This window comes from Pseudomonas sp. P9_35 (assembly GCF_034008205.1).
GTDB lineage: Bacteria > Pseudomonadota > Gammaproteobacteria > Pseudomonadales > Pseudomonadaceae > Aquipseudomonas > Aquipseudomonas kilonensis.
The window spans coordinates 2,309,002-2,325,748 of the sequence record NZ_CP125373.1; the positions used below are offsets into that span (position 1 = coordinate 2,309,002).

Annotated in this window: 15 protein-coding genes; 3 read left to right on the top strand and 12 right to left on the bottom strand. The window is 62.2% G+C overall.

What is annotated here, in order from left to right; genetic code table 11:
* Positions 1–105 precede the first annotated feature (105 nt).
* The 8 genes from ccoP (QMK47_RS10280) to ccoN (QMK47_RS10315) all read right to left on the bottom strand — a co-directional run bounded on the left by ccoP (QMK47_RS10280) (position 106) and on the right by ccoN (QMK47_RS10315) (position 7,010).
* Positions 106–1,089, bottom strand: a complete 984-nt coding sequence (gene ccoP / locus QMK47_RS10280; protein ID WP_003199603.1) for a cytochrome-c oxidase, cbb3-type subunit III — start codon at positions 1,087–1,089, stop codon at positions 106–108.
* Complete coding sequence (locus tag QMK47_RS10285; RefSeq protein ID WP_003183474.1) at positions 1,086–1,271, bottom strand: CcoQ/FixQ family Cbb3-type cytochrome c oxidase assembly chaperone; 186 nt, start codon at positions 1,269–1,271, stop codon at positions 1,086–1,088. Before QMK47_RS10285 ends, ccoP (QMK47_RS10280) begins: the two co-directional genes overlap by 4 nt.
* Positions 1,272–1,277: 6 nt before the next feature.
* Positions 1,278–1,886: a cytochrome-c oxidase, cbb3-type subunit II gene (gene ccoO, locus QMK47_RS10290; protein ID WP_003199605.1), complete on the bottom strand. Its 609-nt coding sequence runs from the start codon at positions 1,884–1,886 to the stop codon at positions 1,278–1,280.
* Positions 1,886–3,328 carry a cytochrome-c oxidase, cbb3-type subunit I gene (ccoN, locus tag QMK47_RS10295; RefSeq protein ID WP_003199607.1) on the bottom strand — a complete coding sequence of 481 codons (1,443 nt, stop codon included), beginning with the start codon at positions 3,326–3,328 and terminating at the stop codon, positions 1,886–1,888. Before ccoN (QMK47_RS10295) ends, ccoO (QMK47_RS10290) begins: the two co-directional genes overlap by 1 nt.
* 481 nt (positions 3,329–3,809) lie before the next feature.
* Positions 3,810–4,763, bottom strand: a complete 954-nt coding sequence (ccoP, locus tag QMK47_RS10300; protein ID WP_320390129.1) for a cytochrome-c oxidase, cbb3-type subunit III — start codon at positions 4,761–4,763, stop codon at positions 3,810–3,812.
* On the bottom strand, positions 4,760–4,963 hold the full coding sequence (locus QMK47_RS10305; RefSeq protein ID WP_253472878.1) for a cbb3-type cytochrome oxidase subunit 3: 204 nt from the start codon (positions 4,961–4,963) through the stop codon (positions 4,760–4,762). Before QMK47_RS10305 ends, ccoP (QMK47_RS10300) begins: the two co-directional genes overlap by 4 nt.
* 3 nt (positions 4,964–4,966) lie before the next feature.
* Positions 4,967–5,575 (bottom strand): cytochrome-c oxidase, cbb3-type subunit II, encoded by a 609-nt coding sequence (ccoO, locus tag QMK47_RS10310; protein WP_320390130.1) that lies wholly within the window; start codon positions 5,573–5,575, stop codon positions 4,967–4,969.
* Between the two features lie 10 nt (positions 5,576–5,585).
* The gene (gene ccoN, locus QMK47_RS10315; protein ID WP_320390131.1) at positions 5,586–7,010 is read right to left on the bottom strand and encodes a cytochrome-c oxidase, cbb3-type subunit I; all 1,425 of its coding nucleotides are present in this window, start codon (positions 7,008–7,010) and stop codon (positions 5,586–5,588) included.
* A 95-nt stretch (positions 7,011–7,105) separates the two neighbouring features.
* On the opposite strand from ccoN (QMK47_RS10315), the gene QMK47_RS10320 reads away from it, so the two are divergent.
* Positions 7,106–7,795 (top strand): alpha/beta family hydrolase, encoded by a 690-nt coding sequence (locus QMK47_RS10320; protein ID WP_320390132.1) that lies wholly within the window; start codon positions 7,106–7,108, stop codon positions 7,793–7,795.
* Between the two features lie 167 nt (positions 7,796–7,962).
* Here QMK47_RS10320 and QMK47_RS10325 read toward each other — a convergent pair whose 3' ends face one another.
* The 3 genes from QMK47_RS10325 to acnA all read right to left on the bottom strand — a co-directional run bounded on the left by QMK47_RS10325 (position 7,963) and on the right by acnA (position 13,470).
* Positions 7,963–9,528 (bottom strand): methyl-accepting chemotaxis protein, encoded by a 1,566-nt coding sequence (locus QMK47_RS10325; protein ID WP_253472884.1) that lies wholly within the window; start codon positions 9,526–9,528, stop codon positions 7,963–7,965.
* A gap of 86 nt (positions 9,529–9,614) precedes the next feature.
* Entirely contained in the window at positions 9,615–10,403 is a 789-nt protein-coding gene (locus QMK47_RS10330; RefSeq protein ID WP_253472887.1) for a CPBP family intramembrane glutamic endopeptidase, read from the bottom strand.
* A gap of 325 nt (positions 10,404–10,728) precedes the next feature.
* The gene (acnA, locus tag QMK47_RS10335; RefSeq protein ID WP_253472890.1) at positions 10,729–13,470 is read right to left on the bottom strand and encodes an aconitate hydratase AcnA; all 2,742 of its coding nucleotides are present in this window, start codon (positions 13,468–13,470) and stop codon (positions 10,729–10,731) included.
* A gap of 172 nt (positions 13,471–13,642) precedes the next feature.
* Between acnA and rlmM the strand changes: the two genes are divergently transcribed.
* Positions 13,643–14,716 (top strand): 23S rRNA (cytidine(2498)-2'-O)-methyltransferase RlmM, encoded by a 1,074-nt coding sequence (gene rlmM, locus QMK47_RS10340; RefSeq protein WP_253472907.1) that lies wholly within the window; start codon positions 13,643–13,645, stop codon positions 14,714–14,716.
* Positions 14,717–14,904: 188 nt separating this feature from the next.
* Positions 14,905–15,156, top strand: coding sequence for a sulfurtransferase TusA (gene tusA / locus QMK47_RS10345; protein ID WP_014339369.1), 252 nt, complete (start codon positions 14,905–14,907; stop codon positions 15,154–15,156).
* Here the strand turns inward: tusA and QMK47_RS10350 are convergent.
* Positions 15,153–16,556 (bottom strand): MATE family efflux transporter, encoded by a 1,404-nt coding sequence (locus QMK47_RS10350; protein ID WP_320390133.1) that lies wholly within the window; start codon positions 16,554–16,556, stop codon positions 15,153–15,155. The two genes, tusA and QMK47_RS10350, sit on opposite strands and share 4 nt — an antisense overlap.
* Between the last annotated feature and the right edge of the window lie 191 nt (positions 16,557–16,747).

The following is a 16,747-nucleotide window of genomic DNA, read 5'->3' on the forward strand; positions in this document are numbered from 1 at the left end:
GTGGTTGGCCGGCAAGCGAAACAGATTTACCCAGGTTTTTCGGCCGGTAACAAAAAGGCCCCGCCAATCAGATTGGCGGGGCCTTTGGTGTATCAGCTACTTGTCTTACTGGGCGTCAGCGGCCGGAGCCTTTTCGCCATGAGACAGGCTATAGACATAGGCGGCCAGCAAGTGGACCTTGTCGTTGCCTTGCAGGTCAGCCTGGGCAGGCATCTGGCCCTGGCGGCCGTAACGGATGGTCTGCTGCAGTTGAGCGAAGCTCGAACCGTAGATGAACGCCGCAGGGTGCGTCAGGTCAGGTGCGCCCATGGCGGGCGTGCCTTTGCCGGCTGGGCCGTGGCAGGCCACGCAGTTGGCCGCGAACAGTTTCTGGCCGTTGGCCGGATCGGCCTTGGCGCCTTCCGGCAGTTTACGGCCGTGCAGGCTGGTCACCAGGTAGGAAGCCACGTCAGCGACGCCTTGCTCGCCGACCACGGCAGCCCAGCCCGGCATCACGGCGTGACGACCGCCCATGATGGTGGTCTTGATGGTTTCCGGCTCACCGCCCCAGCGCCAGTCGGCGTCGGTCAGGTTGGGGAAGCCATAGGCACCCTTGGCGTCGGAACCGTGGCAAACCGAGCAGTTGGAGGCGAACAGGCGGCCACCCATCTTCAGGGCTTGCGGGTCCTTGGCGACTTCTTCGATCGGCATGGAGGCGAACTTGGCGAAGATCGGACCGAACTTGGCGTCCGAGCGAGCCATTTCCTTTTCCCACTCGTGAACGCCCGTCCAGCCGGTCTGGCCGTTGGCGAAGGCGGTCTGCTTTTCGGTGTCCAGGTAGTTGTAGCCTGGCAGCAGGCCTTTCCAGTTGCCCAGGCCAGGGTAGAGCACCAGGTAACCGAGGGCGAACACGATGGTGCCCACGAACAGCATGAACCACCATTTCGGCAGTGGGTTGTCGTACTCCTCGATCCCGTCGAACGAGTGGCCGACGGTCTCGTCCGTCTGCTCGGCGCGCTGGCCCTTGCGGGTCGACAGCAGCAGCCAGGTCAGGGAGAAGATCGTTCCCAGGCTGAGGACTGTGACGTACAGACTCCAGAATGTAGTCATTCTTTGTTACTCCTAGAAGCTTGCTCGACGTGCTTGATGGCTTCGGGATCATCCGCGAACGGCAGCAAGGTCGCGTCGTCAAACTCCGACTTGCGCTTGGGGCTGAACACCCACAGGGCCAGACCGATGAAGGCCACCATCACGACGACGGTGCCCAGGCCGCGAATCATCCCGATATCCATAAAGAATCACCGTTTGCTTTTGATGATGGTGCCCAGGCCTTGCAGATAGGCCACCAGCGCGTCCATTTCAGTCTTGCCCTTGACGGCATCCTTGGCACCGGCGATGTCTTCGTCGGTGTAAGGCACGCCCAGGGTGCGCAGGACTTCCATTTTCTTGGCGGTGTCTTTGCCGTCGAGCTTGTTTTCTACGAGGAACGGGTAGGCCGGCATTTTCGACTCAGGTACCACGTTGCGCGGGTTGTACAAGTGCGCACGGTGCCAGTCGTCGGAGTAGCGGCCGCCAACGCGGGCCAGGTCCGGACCGGTACGCTTGGAACCCCACAGGAACGGGTGATCCCAGACGCTTTCACCGGCGACCGAATAGTGGCCATAGCGTTCGGTTTCGGCGCGGAACGGACGGATCATCTGCGAGTGGCAGCCGACACAACCGTTGGCGATATAGATGTCACGGCCTTCCAGTTCAAGGGCGGTACGTGGCTTCATGCCTTCGACCGGCTTGTTGGTCACGTCCTGGAAGAACAGCGGAACGATCTGGGTCAGGCCGCCGATGCTCACGGCGATGACCATGAAGAAGGCCAGCAGGCCGATATTCTTCTCTACTGCTTCGTGCTTCATCAGTGAGCTCCAACTACGGCGATCTTGGCGGCGGCTTCAGCTTCAGCCGGGTCAGAGGCACGAACGGTGCGGTACACGTTGTAGGCCATGAACAGCATGCCGCTGGCGAAGAACGCGCCGCCCAGGGCTCGGACGATATAGCCCGGGTGGCTGGCTTGCAGGGCTTCGACGAACGAGTAGGTCAGGGTGCCGTCGTCGTTGATTGCACGCCACATCAGGCCTTGGGTGATGCCGTTGACCCACATCGAGGCGATGTAGAGCACGGTGCCGATGGTCGCGAGCCAGAAGTGCGCGTTGATCAGGCCGGTGCTGTGCATCTGCGCACGACCGAACAGTTTCGGGATCATGTGGTAGATGGCGCCGATGGAAATCATCGCCACCCAGCCGAGCGCACCAGCGTGTACGTGGCCGATGGTCCAGTCGGTGTAGTGGCTCAGGGAGTTGACGGTCTTGATGGCCATCATCGGGCCTTCGAAGGTCGACATGCCGTAGAACGCCAGCGACACAACCAGGAACCGCAGGATCGGGTCGGTGCGCAGCTTATGCCAGGCGCCCGACAGGGTCATCATGCCATTGATCATGCCGCCCCAGCTTGGCGCCAGCAGGATGATCGACATCGCCATGCCCAGGGACTGCGCCCAGTCTGGCAGTGCGGTGTAGTGCAGGTGGTGCGGACCGGCCCAGATGTACAGGGTGATCAGCGCCCAGAAGTGCACGATGGACAGGCGATAGGAGTAGATCGGACGCTCGGCCTGTTTCGGCACGAAGTAGTACATCATCCCCAGGAAACCGGTGGTCAGGAAGAAGCCTACGGCGTTGTGGCCGTACCACCACTGGATCATCGCATCGGTCGCGCCCGAGTAGGCCGAGTACGACTTGAAGAAGCTGACCGGCAGGGAAGCGTGGTTGACGATGTGCAGCATGGCTGTCACGACGATGAACGCACCGTAGAACCAGTTACCGACGTAGATGTGCTTGGTCTTGCGCTTGACGATGGTGCCGAAGAACACCAGACCGTAGGTCACCCAGACAATGGCCAGCAGGATAGCCAGGGGCCATTCCAGCTCAGCGTATTCCTTGGTGGTGGTGTAACCCAGTGGCAAGGTCACGATCGCACCGACGATGACCGCTTGCCAGCCCCAGAAGGTGAAGGCGGCGAGGCTGTCGGAGATCAGTCGCGTTTGGCAGGTTCGCTGCACGACGTAGTAAGAAGTGGCAAACAATGCACAACCACCGAAGGCGAAGATCACCAGGTTGGTGTGCAGCGGGCGCAGGCGTCCAAATGTCGTCCATGGCAGATCGAAGTTCAACTCCGGCCAGACCAGTTGCGAGGCGATGAAGACACCGAGCCCCATGCCAAGGATCCCCCAGACCACCGTCATGATGGCGAACTGGCGGACTACCTTATAGTTATAAGCAGTCGGACTGATTGCTGTGCTCATTCTAAGGTTCCACGGTTTGGGTGTTTTATTAGGATAAAAATCGGTCGCAAGTATGGAGAAAGCGGGGGGTCATTGCAACGCGCCATGACCTGGGTCAATGCTTTCCAAAGCTGATTCTGCGGCCTTTCCATGTTTCTTGTAGGGACAAAAATGGCCCACGGCAAAATGTCGCAACGAAGGAATGAGGCGAGGGGGTCAGGTCGGTTGTAACGGGGTGTGTTCAAACACGGCGTTCGGGTGATGCCAGGCAACTGTCGCAACAGCCGGTATTCACCTGCCTTTGCGGCCTTTTTGACGAACGATTGTCGAACGCATCGGGTCGGGTCGACCTGAAACCGGCAGTCGCCAGCGCACGCAAAGGCAAGCTTAGACCCGATTCCGGGGAACCGAAAGAAAGACTATGGGAGGGTGCGACAATGCGTCGCGCAGGGACACGGAGCAGCCGCATCCAGACGGATGCGGCTGTTCACGCGGTCAAGATTTATTCGCTTTTGTGTTCGGCTTGCAGGCGCTCGGCACCGGCGGCGTGGGACAGGCTGTAGACGTAGGCGGCCAGCAGTTGCACCTTGTCATTGCCCAGCAACTCATTCTGCGCTGGCATGTGGCCCTGGCGACCATGGCGAATGGTCTGCTGCAACTGTGCCAGGCTGGTGCCGTAGATGAAGCCGGCCGGTTGCGTCAGGTTCGGCGCGCCCATGGCTTCGGTTCCCTGGCCGTTGGCGCCGTGGCAGGCGACACAGGTGGTGCTGAAGGCTTGCTGGCCGGCTTGCAGGTCGGCACCGCTGTCCGCCGGCAGAGGCAGGCCGGCCAAGTCGTGGCGTACGTACGCGGCCACATTCTTGACCCCGACCTCTCCCAGCACTTCGCCCCAGGCCGGCATCGCCGCCATGCGGCCGCCCATGATGGTGGTCTTGATGGTGTCGGCAGCGCCGCCCCAGCGCCAGTTGCTGTCGGCCAGGTTCGGGAAGCCGAAGGCACCCTTGGCGTCCGAACCATGGCAGACCGAGCAGTTGGAGGCGAACAGGCGGCCACCCATCTTCAAGGCCTGTGGGTCCTTGGCTACTTCCTCCACGGGCATGGCGGCGAATTTGGCGAAGATCGGTCCGAACTTGGCATCGGCCTTGGCCATTTCCTTTTCCCATTCATGGGCGCCGGTCCAGCCGTTCTCGTAGCCTGGCAGGATGCCTTTCCAGTTGCCCAGGCCCGGATAGAGGACCAGGTAGCCGACGGAAAACACCAGGGTGCCGGCGAACAACAGGAACCACCACTGCGGCAGCGGGTTGTCGTACTCCTCGATGCCGTCGAAGCTGTGGCCCATGGTCTGGTCGACGCTGCCCTTGGTCTCGCCCTTGCGAGTGCCGATCAGCAACCACGTCAGGCCGATGAGGCTGCCGATGGTCAGTACGCAGATCCACGTACTCCAGAAGGTGGTCATGGCCGGGTGCTCCTTGTTGCAGGGTCTTGGGGGGTGGCGATGTCGGCAGCTGGCTCGTCGGCGAACGGCAGCAGGCGCGCTTCGGCGAACTCTGGACGACGTTTGCTGCTGAATACCCACAGGGTCAGGCCGATGAAGGCGATGAACACCACGACCGTGCCCAGGCCGCGGATCATTCCAGTACTCATTTCAAGAACCATGGCTCACCTCTTGCTCTTGATGGCAGTGCCGAGCACTTGCAGGTAGGCCACCAGCGCGTCCATTTCGGTCTTGCCCTTGAGCGAGGCCACGCTGCTCGTGATGTCGTCGTCGGTGTACGGCACGCCCAGGGTGCGCATGGCGCGCAGCTTGCCTTCGGTGTGGCTGCTGTCTACCGCCTGGGTCACCAGCCACGGGTAGGCCGGCATTTTCGACTCGGGCACGACGTTGCGCGGGTTGTACAGGTGGGCGCGGTGCCAATCATCGGAGTAGCGCGCGCCGACCCGTGCCAGGTCCGGCCCGGTGCGCTTGGAGCCCCACAGGAATGGGTGGTCCCAGACGCTTTCGCCGGCGACGGAGTAGTGGCCGTAGCGCTCGGTCTCGGCGCGGAATGGACGGATCATCTGCGAGTGACAGCCGACGCAGCCTTCACGAATGTAGATATCACGGCCTTCCAGTTGCAGGGCGGTGTAGGGCTTCATGCCGTCCACCGGTTTATTGGTCACGTCCTGGAAGAACAGCGGCACGATCTGGGTCAGGCCACCAATGCTCACGGCCAGGACCATCAGCAGCATCAGCAGGCCGACGTTTTTTTCGATTGTTTCGTGTTTCATGGTGGACTCCTCAGGCCATCTGCGCGGCAGCGGCGGCTTCGGCAGGCTGGTAGGCCCGCACGGTGCGCCAGGAGTTGTAGGCCATCAGCAGCATGCCGAGGAGGAAGATCGACCCGCCCGCCAGCCGCACGACGAAGCCTGGGTGGCTGGCCACCAGGGTTTCGACGAAGGAGTAGGTGAGCGTGCCGTCTTCGTTCACCGCACGCCACATCAGGCCCTGGGCGATGCCGTTGACCCACATCGAGGCGATGTAGAGCACGGTGCCGATGGTCGCGAGCCAGAAGTGCGCGTTGATCAGGCCGATGCTGTGCATCTGTGGCCGGCCGAAGACTTTCGGGATCATGTGGTACAGCGCACCGATGGAAATCATCGCCACCCAGCCGAGCGCGCCGGCATGGACGTGGCCGATGGTCCAGTCGGTGTAGTGGGAGAGGGCGTTGACGGTCTTGATCGCCATCATCGGACCTTCGAAGGTCGACATGCCGTAGAACGCCAGGGACACCACCAGGAACCGCAGGATCGGGTCGCTGCGCAGCTTATGCCAGGCCCCCGACAGCGTCATCATGCCGTTGATCATGCCGCCCCAGCTTGGCGCCAGCAGGATCAGCGACATCACCATGCCCAGGGACTGTGCCCAGTCCGGCAGCGCGGTGTAGTGCAAGTGGTGAGGGCCGGCCCAGATGTACAGGGTGATCAGTGCCCAGAAGTGCACGATGGACAAGCGATAGGAATACACCGGGCGCTCGGCCTGCTTCGGCACGAAGTAGTACATCATCCCCAGGAAGCCTGCGGTGAGGAAGAAGCCTACGGCGTTGTGGCCGTACCACCATTGCACCATCGCGTCCGTGGCCCCGGCGTACACCGAGTAGGATTTGGTGAAGCTCACCGGCAGTTCCAGGTTGTTGACGATGTGCAGGATCGCCACGGTCAGGATGAACCCGCCGAAGAACCAGTTACCGACGTAGATGTGCTTGGTGTTGCGCTTGGCCACGGTGCCGAAGAACACAATCGCGTAGGCAACCCAGACGATGGTGATCAGGATGTCGATCGGCCATTCCAGCTCGGCGTATTCCTTGGAACTGGTGTAGCCCAGTGGCAGGCTGATGGCCGCCAGCAGGATCACCAGTTGCCAGCCCCAGAAGCAGAACGCGGCGATTTTCGGCGCGAACAGCTGCGTCTGGCAGGTGCGTTGCACGGAATAAAACGAACTCGCAAACAACGCGCACCCGCCGAAGGCAAAGATCACTGCGTTGGTGTGCAGTGGGCGCAGGCGGCCGAAGCTGGTCCATGGCAAATCGAAGTTGAGTTGTGGCCAGACCAATTGGGCGGCGAGAAAAACCCCGAGCCCCATGCCGACGATGCCCCACACCACCGTCATAATGGCGAATTGGCGGACCACCTTGTAGTTGTAGGCGGTACTGATAGAAGTGTTCATGGTTCCCCATCCACGGTTCAGCCGAAGTGGCGCCTGCGCAAGGCAGTGCAGCGTTCTTCGCCTGGAGTTATAGGCAGACTAAAAGCGAGGTCAGCATGGACAAACAGCACAAGGCCAGTATTGACGGGGATCAATGGGCGCGATGTGTGGCCGAACACGGCTGGTTATGGACAGCCGGGCAATCGGTCGCCAGCGCCAGGGCGCCAACCCTGATCCTGGCCCATGGTGCCGGTGCGCCAATGGACAGTGGCTTTATGGCGCAAATGGCCGCGCGCCTTGCCGGGCAGGGCGTCAACGTATTGCGCTTCGAGTTTCCCTACATGGCCCAGCGGCGCCAGGACGGGGGCAAGCGTCCACCCAACCCGGCGCCTAAGTTGCTGGAATGCTGGCGTGAGGTGTACGCCACGGTGCGGCCTTATGTCGCTGGGCGGCTGGCGGTGGGGGGCAAATCCATGGGCGGGCGCATGGCGAGCCTGCTGGCCGATGAACTGGGCGCCGATGCGCTGGTGTGCCTGGGGTATCCCTTCTACGCGGTGGGCAAGCCGGAGAAACCGCGGGTCGAGCATCTGGCGGCGTTGAAGACCCGGACCTTGATCGTCCAGGGCGAGCGCGATGCGTTAGGCAATCGGGAGGCGGTGCAGGGGTATGCCTTGTCACCGGATATTGAAGTGATGTGGCTGGCGGCGGGGGATCATGATTTGAAGCCGTTGAAGGCTTCGGGGTTTAGTCATGAGCAGCATCTGGAGGCTGCTGCGGGAAAGGTGGCGGCGTTTCTTCAGGATTGATGGCGTCTGTCCTGGCCTCTTCGCGAGCAAGCTCGCTCCCACAGTGGAATGCATTTGAATGAGCGACCCCAACCCCTGTGGGAGCGAGCTTGCTCGCGATAGCGATCTATCAGGCAACAAAAAACCCGGAAGCTTTCGCTATCCGGGTTTTCTGTATCAAGCAACGATCAGCGGTTAAACCGCTCTACCAACGAATACTGCGTATTGGCCGTGCGGGTCAGCTCTTCACTCAGCAGTGCCGAGCTGTGAGCCTGGCCAGAGGTCTGGTCGGCCAGCTCCGAGATATTGCTGATGTTGCGGCTGATCTCCTCGGCCACTGAGCTTTGCTCCTCGGTGGCGGCGGCGATCTGGGTGGTCATGTCGGTGATGTGGGCCACCGCTTCGCTGATCCCCACCAGTGCCTCGTCCGCTTCCATGACCCGCGCCACGCCTTCTTCGGCCTGGCGATGGCCGGCGTCCATGGTCTGCACGGCGTTGGTGGCGGTCTGCTGGAGCTTGGCGATCAGGGCGTGGATCTGCCCAGTGGATTCGCTGGTGCGTTGTGCCAGTTGCCGCACTTCGTCAGCCACCACGGCAAAGCCACGGCCCATCTCCCCGGCACGGGCCGCTTCGATGGCGGCGTTGAGGGCCAGCAGGTTGGTCTGGTCGGCGATGCCTTTGATCACGTCTACCACGCCACCGATCTCGTCGCTGTCCTTGGCCAGCTGGGTCACGGTCTGCCCGGTCTCGCCGACCACCACCGACAGGCGCTCGATGGCTTCGCGGGTTTCGCCGGCGATGTCGCGGCCGCGGCTGGTCAGGCGGTTGGCTTCCTGGGTGGCATCGGCGGTGCGCTGCACGTGGCTGGCGACTTCCTGGGTTGTTGCCGCCATCTGGTTGACGGCCGTAGCGACCTGTTCGGTCTCCACCCGCTGGCGCTCCAGGCCACTGGAACTGCTATGAGCCAGGGTATTGGACTGGCGAGCCTGGTCGTTAAGGTGCTCGGCGGTGTCCTGCAGGCGGGTCAGGCAGGTTTTCAGGCGTGCTTCCTGGCTGAGGATCGACATCTCCAGGCGTGCCTGGACGCCACGGCTGTCGGTGTACATCCGGGCGATCAGTGGGTCGGACGTGGTTTGCTCGGCCAGGCGCAGCAGGCGCTTGATCCCGCGTTGCTGCCATTGCAGGCCCATCAGCCCCAAGGGCACCGACAGCACGGCCGCCAGGGCAAAGCCCCAGGAGGAATCCAGGAACGCGCCGACGACGAAACTCAACTGGCTGACCAGGATAAACGGTAGCCAGTCCTGCAGCATGGGCACCCATTTGTCGCTGCCCGGAACCGCGGACTTGCCTTGGTTGATGCGTTGATAAAGCGCTTCGGCCCGAGCGATCTGTTCGGCGGAGGGCTTGACCCGCACCGATTCGTAGCCGACCACCTGATTGCCCTCGAACACGGGCGTGACATAGGCATTGACCCAGTAATGGTCGCCGTTCTTGCTGCGGTTCTTGACGATGCCCATCCATGGCAAGCCTTGTTTCAGCGTACCCCACATGTGTGCGAACACCGCGGATGGGACGTCGGGATGGCGCACGAGATTGTGCGGCGAACGAATCAGTTCTTCCTTCGAATACCCGCTGATGTCAACGAACGCGTCGTTGCAGTAGGTGATCACGCCCTTGGCGTCGGTGGTCGAAATCAATCGTTGCTGGGCCGGGAAGGTCCTTTCGCGTTGTGTGACGGGTTGGTTGTTACGCATGTGTGTTGATCCGCAAGACTTTGAAAGGCTATGAAAGGTTGTCGGCGGTGTCAGGTTTTAATTGAAGTTATTTTTGCCTGTCGCTATCACGCCAGCATCGGGTAGGTAAATAGGGCGAAATGAAGCAGATTGAGGAGAAAATGCGTAGCAATCGCCGCGCCCAGGCCGCCAAAACGATACGCCAGGCCGTAGCCGACCCCCGCCAGGCCCGACAACAGCACCCATTGCCAACCTGCGCCAGCGTGTACCACGCCGAACAGCAGCGAGGTCAGGAGCAGCGCCAGGTTGTCGCCGTAGCCCAGGTGTTTGAAGCGCCGGCTCAAGCCTCCCTGAATGTAGCCACGAAACAGCGCTTCCTCCACGAGCGTCACCAATAAAAGATTATTGAGCACCCACAACCAGGCGTGATCCGGCCATTTTGGTGCCCAATGGATCATGCCCAGCAGCATCGCCCCGCCGAGGGCCAGCACCGCGCTCAGCGCCAGCCCCAGGGCCGTGGCATAGACCGACAGGCGAAATGAGCGCCGGCCGACGATCCAGGGGCAGGCCAGCAGCAGCCAGAATCCGATCAGGGGCTTGTCCTGGTTGAAGTACATGGCAAATGGCGCGGCGTCGTCGGTCAAGCGTTGCGCGGGGATCGCCCGGCCATTGAAGAAGCCGGGCATCCAATGCAAGGCCAGCGCCAGGGCCATTACCACAAATAGAATGTGACCGAGAAACCGGCCGATTGGCATGGGTTGCTGGCGAACGGCATACCCGGCGAACAGCAATAGCGCGACTGAGATGAGGGCGGTCCAGGCCAACTGGCCGTAGGCCAGGGCCAGGCCATAGCCGATGGCGAGCATGGCCAGATAGGGCCAAGGTAAAGCGGGCATATAACATCCTTTTAGACGGTAGAGCTTTGGGCGAAAGTGGCCGCCGCGTCTATGACGCTGCCAGGTCGCGCAAAGAACACGTTTTGTATCCATGCAGGTTCATGCGTAGGAGGGGCAAGCCGTTGGCTGACTCGGTTCCGTGAGTGCCGACGGGATTATAGGCAGGCTCGTGCAAAGACGCCGCCTGTTAAAACGCTAATAACGGTCAGTAAGCCGCAGAACCTGTGGGAGCGAGCTTGCTCGCGATAGGGGCTTGTCAGTCAACATCGATGTTGGCTGTTCTACCGCTATCGCGAGCGAGCTCGCTCCCACAGGGGGCTGATCTTTAGCCGGCAATCAATTGCCGCAACACATAGTGAAGGATCCCGCCGGCCTTGAAATATTCCACTTCATTCAAGGTATCGATCCGGCACAGCACTTCGATTCGCTCCTGGCTGCCGTCCTCGCGGGTAATGACCAGGGACAGGTTCATGCGCGGCGTCAGTTCGACGTCATTGAGCCCGAGGATGTCCAGGGTTTCCTTGCCCGCAAGGTTCAGGCTCTTGCGGTTCTGGTCGAGCTTGAACTGCAACGGCAGCACACCCATGCCCACCAGGTTGGAGCGATGGATGCGCTCGAAGCTTTCGGCGATCACCGCCTTGACCCCCAGCAGGTTCGTGCCCTTCGCTGCCCAGTCCCGGCTCGATCCGGTGCCATATTCCTGGCCGGCGATCACCACCAGCGGCGTGCCTGCGGCCTGGTACAGCATGGCGGCGTCGTAGATCGGCATTCGTTCGCCACTGGGGATGTAGATCGTGTTGCCACCTTCTTCGCCGTCGAGCATTTCGTTGCGAATGCGGATATTGGCGAAGGTGCCGCGCATCATCACCTGGTGGTTGCCACGCCTGGAACCGTAGGAGTTGAAGTCTCGCGGCTCCACGCCTTGTTCACGCAGGTAGCGACCGGCCGGGCTGTCCGCCTTGATGTTGCCGGCCGGGGAGATGTGGTCGGTGGTCACCGAGTCTCCCAACAGGGCCAGGACACGTGCACCCACGACGTTCTTGACGGCCGGTGGCGGCCCGTCGATGTCGTCGAAGAACGGCGGGTGCTGGATGTAGGTCGAGTCGTCCTGCCAGACGTAAGTCGCCGCCTGCGGCACTTCGATGGCTTGCCATTGCTCGTCACCGGCAAACACGGCGGCGTATTCCTTGTGGAACATGCTGGTGTTGACCTGGGCTACGGCGGCGGCCACTTCCTGGCTGCTGGGCCAGATGTCCCGCAGGTATACCGGTTTGCCGTCCCGGTCGTTGCCCAGCGGCTCGCTGCTGATGTCGATGCGCACGGTGCCGGCCAGGGCATAGGCGACCACCAGCGGCGGTGAAGCCAGCCAGTTGGTCTTCACCAGTGGGTGCACCCGGCCTTCGAAGTTGCGGTTGCCCGACAAGACCGAAGCCACCGTCAAGTCGGCTTTCTGGATGGCTTTTTCGATGGGCTCTGGCAACGGTCCGGAGTTGCCGATACAGGTGGTGCAACCATAGCCCACCAAGTCGAAACCGAGTTTATCCAGGTACTCGGTCAGGCCGGCCGCCCTGTAGTAGTCGGTGACCACCTTGGAGCCCGGGGCCAGGGAACTCTTGACCCACGGCTTGCGGGTCAGGCCCTTTTCCACGGCTTTTTTGGCCAGCAGCCCGGCGGCCATCATCACGCTGGGGTTGGAGGTGTTGGTGCACGAAGTAATGGCGGCAATCACCACCGCGCCGTTTTTCAGGCGATGGGTGTGGCCTTCGTATTGGTATTCGGCTTCGCCCACCTGATCGGCATTGCCCACCGCGACGCCACCGCCACCTTCACTTTCCAGGCGACCTTCTTCTTTGCTGGTGGGTTTGACCTGCAACCCCAGGAAGTCGCTGAAAGCCTGGCCGACATTCGGCAGCGAAACCCGGTCCTGCGGGCGTTTCGGTCCGGCGAGGCTGGCCTCGACGCTGCCCATGTCCAGCTCCAGGGTGTCGGTGAACACCGGTTCCTGGCCGGGCAAGCGCCACAGGCCTTGGGCCTTGCAATAGGCCTCGACCAATTTCACCGTTTCCGCTGGGCGTCCCGACAGGCGCAAGTAGTCCAGGGTCACATCGTCCACCGGGAAGAAACCGCAGGTGGCGCCGTATTCCGGGGCCATGTTGGCGATGGTGGCGCGGTCGGCCAAGGGCAGGTCGGCCAGACCGTCGCCATAGAACTCGACGAACTTGCCCACCACGCCTTTCTTGCGCAGCATCTGCGTGACGGTCAGCACCAGGTCGGTGGCGGTGATGCCTTCGCGCAGCTTGCCGATGAGTTTGAAGCCGATGACCTCGGGAATCAGCATCGACACCGGTTGGCCGAGCATGGCCGCTTCCGCCTCGATCCCGCCGACGCCCCAGCCCAGTACGCCGAGGCCGTTGATCATGGTGGTGTGGGAGTCAGTGCCCACCAGCGTGTCGGGGAACGCGTAGGTGCGACCGTCTTCCTCTTTGGTCCACACGGTGCGGCCCAGGTATTCGAGGTTGACCTGATGGCAGATGCCAGTGCCCGGCGGCACCACGCTGAAGTTGTCGAAAGCGCTCTGGCCCCAACGCAGGAAGGCGTAGCGTTCGCCGTTGCGCTGCATTTCGATGTCGACGTTCTGCTCGAACGCCTGGCTGCTGGCGAATTTGTCCACCATCACCGAGTGGTCGATCACCAGGTCCACCGGCGACAGCGGGTTGATCCGCTGGGGATCGCCGCCGGCCTTTTCCACGGCGGCACGCATGGCGGCCAGGTCGACCACGGCGGGGACGCCGGTGAAGTCTTGCATCAACACCCGCGCGGGGCGGTATTGAATCTCGCGGTCGGAGCGGCGCTCCTTGAGCCACCCGGCCAGGGCCTTGAGGTCGGTGCCGGTGACGGTTTTTTCATCTTCCCAACGCAGCAGGTTTTCCAGCAGTACCTTCAACGACATGGGCAGTTTGTCCAGGTCGCCCAGGCTTCGGGCGGCATCCGGCAGGCTGAAGTAGTGGTAGGTCCTGGCGTCGACTTGCAGTGTTTTAAGGGTCTTCAGGCTATCGAGGGACGGCATTGAAATCACTCCTTTGAGTCCGCACGGCTACGGACTGACGGAACGGACAGAGCCTTTAACCTAGCCCTGTTTTGAGCGTATGACTAATCACTGGACTCTATGGGCAGGTTCGCGGTTCCGAACTCCGCTATCATGCGGCGGTTTTCGTGACAGGCTTTGCTACGGAGTTTCAATGAACACGCTTTTCATGCACTGCCGGCCGGGCTTCGAAGGCGAGGTCTGTTCCGAGATCGCCGAGCACGCGGCCCGACTCAACGTGGCCGGCTACGCCAAGGCCAAACCGGCCAGTGCCTGCGCTGAATTTGTCTGCACCGAAGACGGCGGCGCCGAGCGGCTGATGGGCGGCCAGCGTTTCGCCGAACTGATTTTTCCGCGTCAGTGGGCGCGCGGTACTTTCATCGATTTGCCGGAAACCGATCGCATCAGCGTCATCCTGGCCCACATGGCCGCTTTCCCGACCTGTGGCAGCCTGTGGCTGGAAGTGGTGGATACCAACGACGGCAAGGAACTGTCGAACTTTTGCAAAAAATTCGAAGGCCCCTTGCGCAAGGCGCTGATTGGCGCCGGCAAGCTGGTGGACGACCCGCGCAAGCCGCGCCTGCTGCTGACCTTCAAGAGTGGCCGCGAAGTGTTCCTGGGCCTGGCCGAATCCGATAACTCGGCGATGTGGCCCATGGGCATTCCCCGCCTGAAGTTTCCCCGGGAAGCGCCGAGCCGTTCCACCCTCAAGCTTGAAGAGGCCTGGCACCATTTCATTCCCCGGGACCAGTGGGACGAGCGCCTGCACAGCGACATGACCGGCGTGGACCTCGGCGCCGCGCCGGGCGGCTGGACCTGGCAACTGGTCAACCGGGGCATGCTGGTGACCGCCATCGACAATGGCCCGATGGCCGAAAGCCTGATGGACACCGGCCTGGTGCAGCATCTGATGGCGGACGGCTTCACGTTCAAGCCCAAGCAGCCGGTGGACTGGATGGTCTGCGATATCGTCGAGAAGCCGGCACGCAACGCGGCGATGCTGGAGGAGTGGATTGGCGAAGGGCATTGCCGCGAGGCCGTGGTCAACCTCAAGCTGCCGATGAAACAGCGTTATGCCGAGGTCAAGCGCCTGCTCGAACGTATCGCCGAGGGGTTCAAGGCTCGGGGGATCAAGGTTGAGATCGGTTGCAAGCAGCTGTACCACGACCGCGAGGAAGTGACGTGCCACCTGCGGCGGTTGGACACCAAAAAGCCCAAGTCTCGCTAATCCCCTAAGGACAATGAGACCCCCTGTGGGAGCGAGCTTGCTCGCGATGGCGCCGGCACATTCAACATTGATGCAAGCTGACCCACCGCTATCGCGAGCAAGCTCGCTCCCACAGGGTGCGGCGTTAAGCCAGGGGTGACCGAACGCCGACATTGCGCGACAATGCCGGCCAGTTTCAGGAGTAGAACATGAGTGAAATGAACGATACGCCGGTGGACGGCACGCTGGATGCCACGGGTCTCAATTGCCCGGAACCGGTGATGATGCTGCACCAGCACATCCGCGACCTGGTCCCCGGCGGGCTGCTGAAAGTGATCGCCACCGACCCCTCGACTCGCCGCGACATCCCCAAGTTTTGTGTGTTCCTGGACCACGAACTGGTGGCCCAGCAGGAGGAAGCGGGCACTTACCTCTACTGGATTCGCAAGAAACTCGCTTAATCCGTCGAGCGGCTGAGGCGGATCTGCTTGCGCGCGCTGCGTGCCAGGCGGATCGACAGCATCAGCGCCGCGCAGCTCAAGCCCACGATCAGGCCTTGCCACAATCCGCTCGGGCCGCTGGCGGCACCGAGCCAGTCGGTCAGGCCCAGGGCGTAACCCACCGGCAGGCCGATGCCCCAATAGGCGAACAGGGTCAGGATCATCGTCACCCGGGTGTCCTGGAAGCCGCGCAACGCACCTGCCGCCGTGACCTGGATCGCATCGGAAAACTGGAACAGCGCCGCGTAGACGATCAGCATCGACGCCACGTTGATCACCACCGGATCGGCGGTATAGATCGCCGCGATGGGCCCGCGTAGCGCGAACATCAGGCTCGCCGACAGGCAGGCGTACGCCAGGGCCGTGCCCATGCCCACCCCGGCGGCGAAGCGCGCTTCGCGCGGCTGACGACGGCCCAGGGCCTGGCCGACCCGCACCGTGACGGCCATGCCCAGGGAGTAGGGGATCATGAACACCAGGGAACTGAAGTTCAGCGCGATCTGGTGCCCGGCCACCACGGTGGCGCCGAGGCTGCCGATCAGCAGCGCAATCACCGCGAAAATACTCGACTCGGCGAACACCGCAATGCCAATCGGCAGGCCGATGCCCAGCAGGCGCTTGATCACCGCCCATTGCGGCCAGTCGAAACGGCTGAACAGCCGGCTCGACTGATAGGCCGGTGCCCAGCGCGCCCAACCGGCCATGCCCAGGGCCATGACCCACATCACGATGGCCGTGGCCCAGCCACAACCGACGCCGCCCATGGCGGGCACGCCCAGGTGCCCGTAGATAAAGATGTAATTGAGCGGAATGTTCAGCGCTAGCCCACATAACCCCAGCACCATCGCCGGCCGCGTGCGACCCAGGCCATCGCTGAAGCAGCGCAGTACGTGATACAGCGCCACCGCCGGCAGGCCCGTGCCGATGCCGCGCAGGTATTCCATGCATGGGCCAATCAGTTCAGGGTCGACTTTCATGATGTGCAGGATCGGTTCGGCGCTGAACAGCGCCAGTGAGGCGATCAACCCCACCACCAATGCCAGCCACAGCGCCTGGCGCACCAGCGGGCCGATCTCGTCGAACGTACCGGCACCGAAGCGCTGGGCAACTTTCGGCGTGGTCGCCAGCAATGTGCCGGTCATCAACAGGAACACCGGCACCCAGATCGAATTGCCCAGGGCCACGGCCGCCAGGTCTCGCGGGCCAACCCGACCGGCCATCACCGCATCGACAAACCCCATGGCGGTGGTTGCCAGTTGCGCCACCATGATCGGCAAGGCCAGGGCCAGCAAGGTCCTGAGTTCCAGGCGAACGCGGGCCGGGCGGGAGAGGGTGGTGGGGGTATCGATGACAGGGTTCACAGGGAAAGCGTCCGAAAAGGTTAAGCGCAAGGCGGCGAATTCTACGCTTTGACGCAGTGGTCAGGAAAAATCCTGTGTTGTGGATTTGTAATCGTTCGCTCAGTCGTGCAAATGCTGTTGTGGCGAGGGAGCTTGCTCCCGCTCGACTGCGCAGCAGTCGCCTGCACTTTGGGCCCGCTTCGCAGGCCAGC

Excerpts from the sequence above, each read along its gene's own strand:
- QMK47_RS10285 (WP_003183474.1), bottom strand. The coding sequence starts at position 1,271 with ATGGATATCGGGATGATTCGCGGCCTGGGCACCGTCGTCGTGATGGTG.
- ccoO (WP_320390130.1), bottom strand. The coding sequence starts at position 5,575 with ATGAAACACGAAACAATCGAAAAAAACGTCGGCCTGCTGATGCTGCTG.
- QMK47_RS10325 (WP_253472884.1), bottom strand. The coding sequence starts at position 9,528 with ATGCGTAACAACCAACCCGTCACACAACGCGAAAGGACCTTCCCGGCC.
- ccoN (WP_003199607.1), bottom strand. The coding sequence starts at position 3,328 with ATGAGCACAGCAATCAGTCCGACTGCTTATAACTATAAGGTAGTCCGC.
- rlmM (WP_253472907.1), top strand. The coding sequence starts at position 13,643 with ATGAACACGCTTTTCATGCACTGCCGGCCGGGCTTCGAAGGCGAGGTC.
- QMK47_RS10320 (WP_320390132.1), top strand. The coding sequence starts at position 7,106 with ATGGACAAACAGCACAAGGCCAGTATTGACGGGGATCAATGGGCGCGA.
- ccoO (WP_003199605.1), bottom strand. The coding sequence starts at position 1,886 with ATGAAGCACGAAGCAGTAGAGAAGAATATCGGCCTGCTGGCCTTCTTC.
- QMK47_RS10305 (WP_253472878.1), bottom strand. The coding sequence starts at position 4,963 with ATGGTTCTTGAAATGAGTACTGGAATGATCCGCGGCCTGGGCACGGTC.
- ccoP (WP_003199603.1), bottom strand. The coding sequence starts at position 1,089 with ATGACTACATTCTGGAGTCTGTACGTCACAGTCCTCAGCCTGGGAACG.
- tusA (WP_014339369.1), top strand. The coding sequence starts at position 14,905 with ATGAGTGAAATGAACGATACGCCGGTGGACGGCACGCTGGATGCCACG.
- acnA (WP_253472890.1), bottom strand. The coding sequence starts at position 13,470 with ATGCCGTCCCTCGATAGCCTGAAGACCCTTAAAACACTGCAAGTCGAC.
- ccoN (WP_320390131.1), bottom strand. The coding sequence starts at position 7,010 with ATGAACACTTCTATCAGTACCGCCTACAACTACAAGGTGGTCCGCCAA.
- ccoP (WP_320390129.1), bottom strand. The coding sequence starts at position 4,763 with ATGACCACCTTCTGGAGTACGTGGATCTGCGTACTGACCATCGGCAGC.
- QMK47_RS10330 (WP_253472887.1), bottom strand. The coding sequence starts at position 10,403 with ATGCCCGCTTTACCTTGGCCCTATCTGGCCATGCTCGCCATCGGCTAT.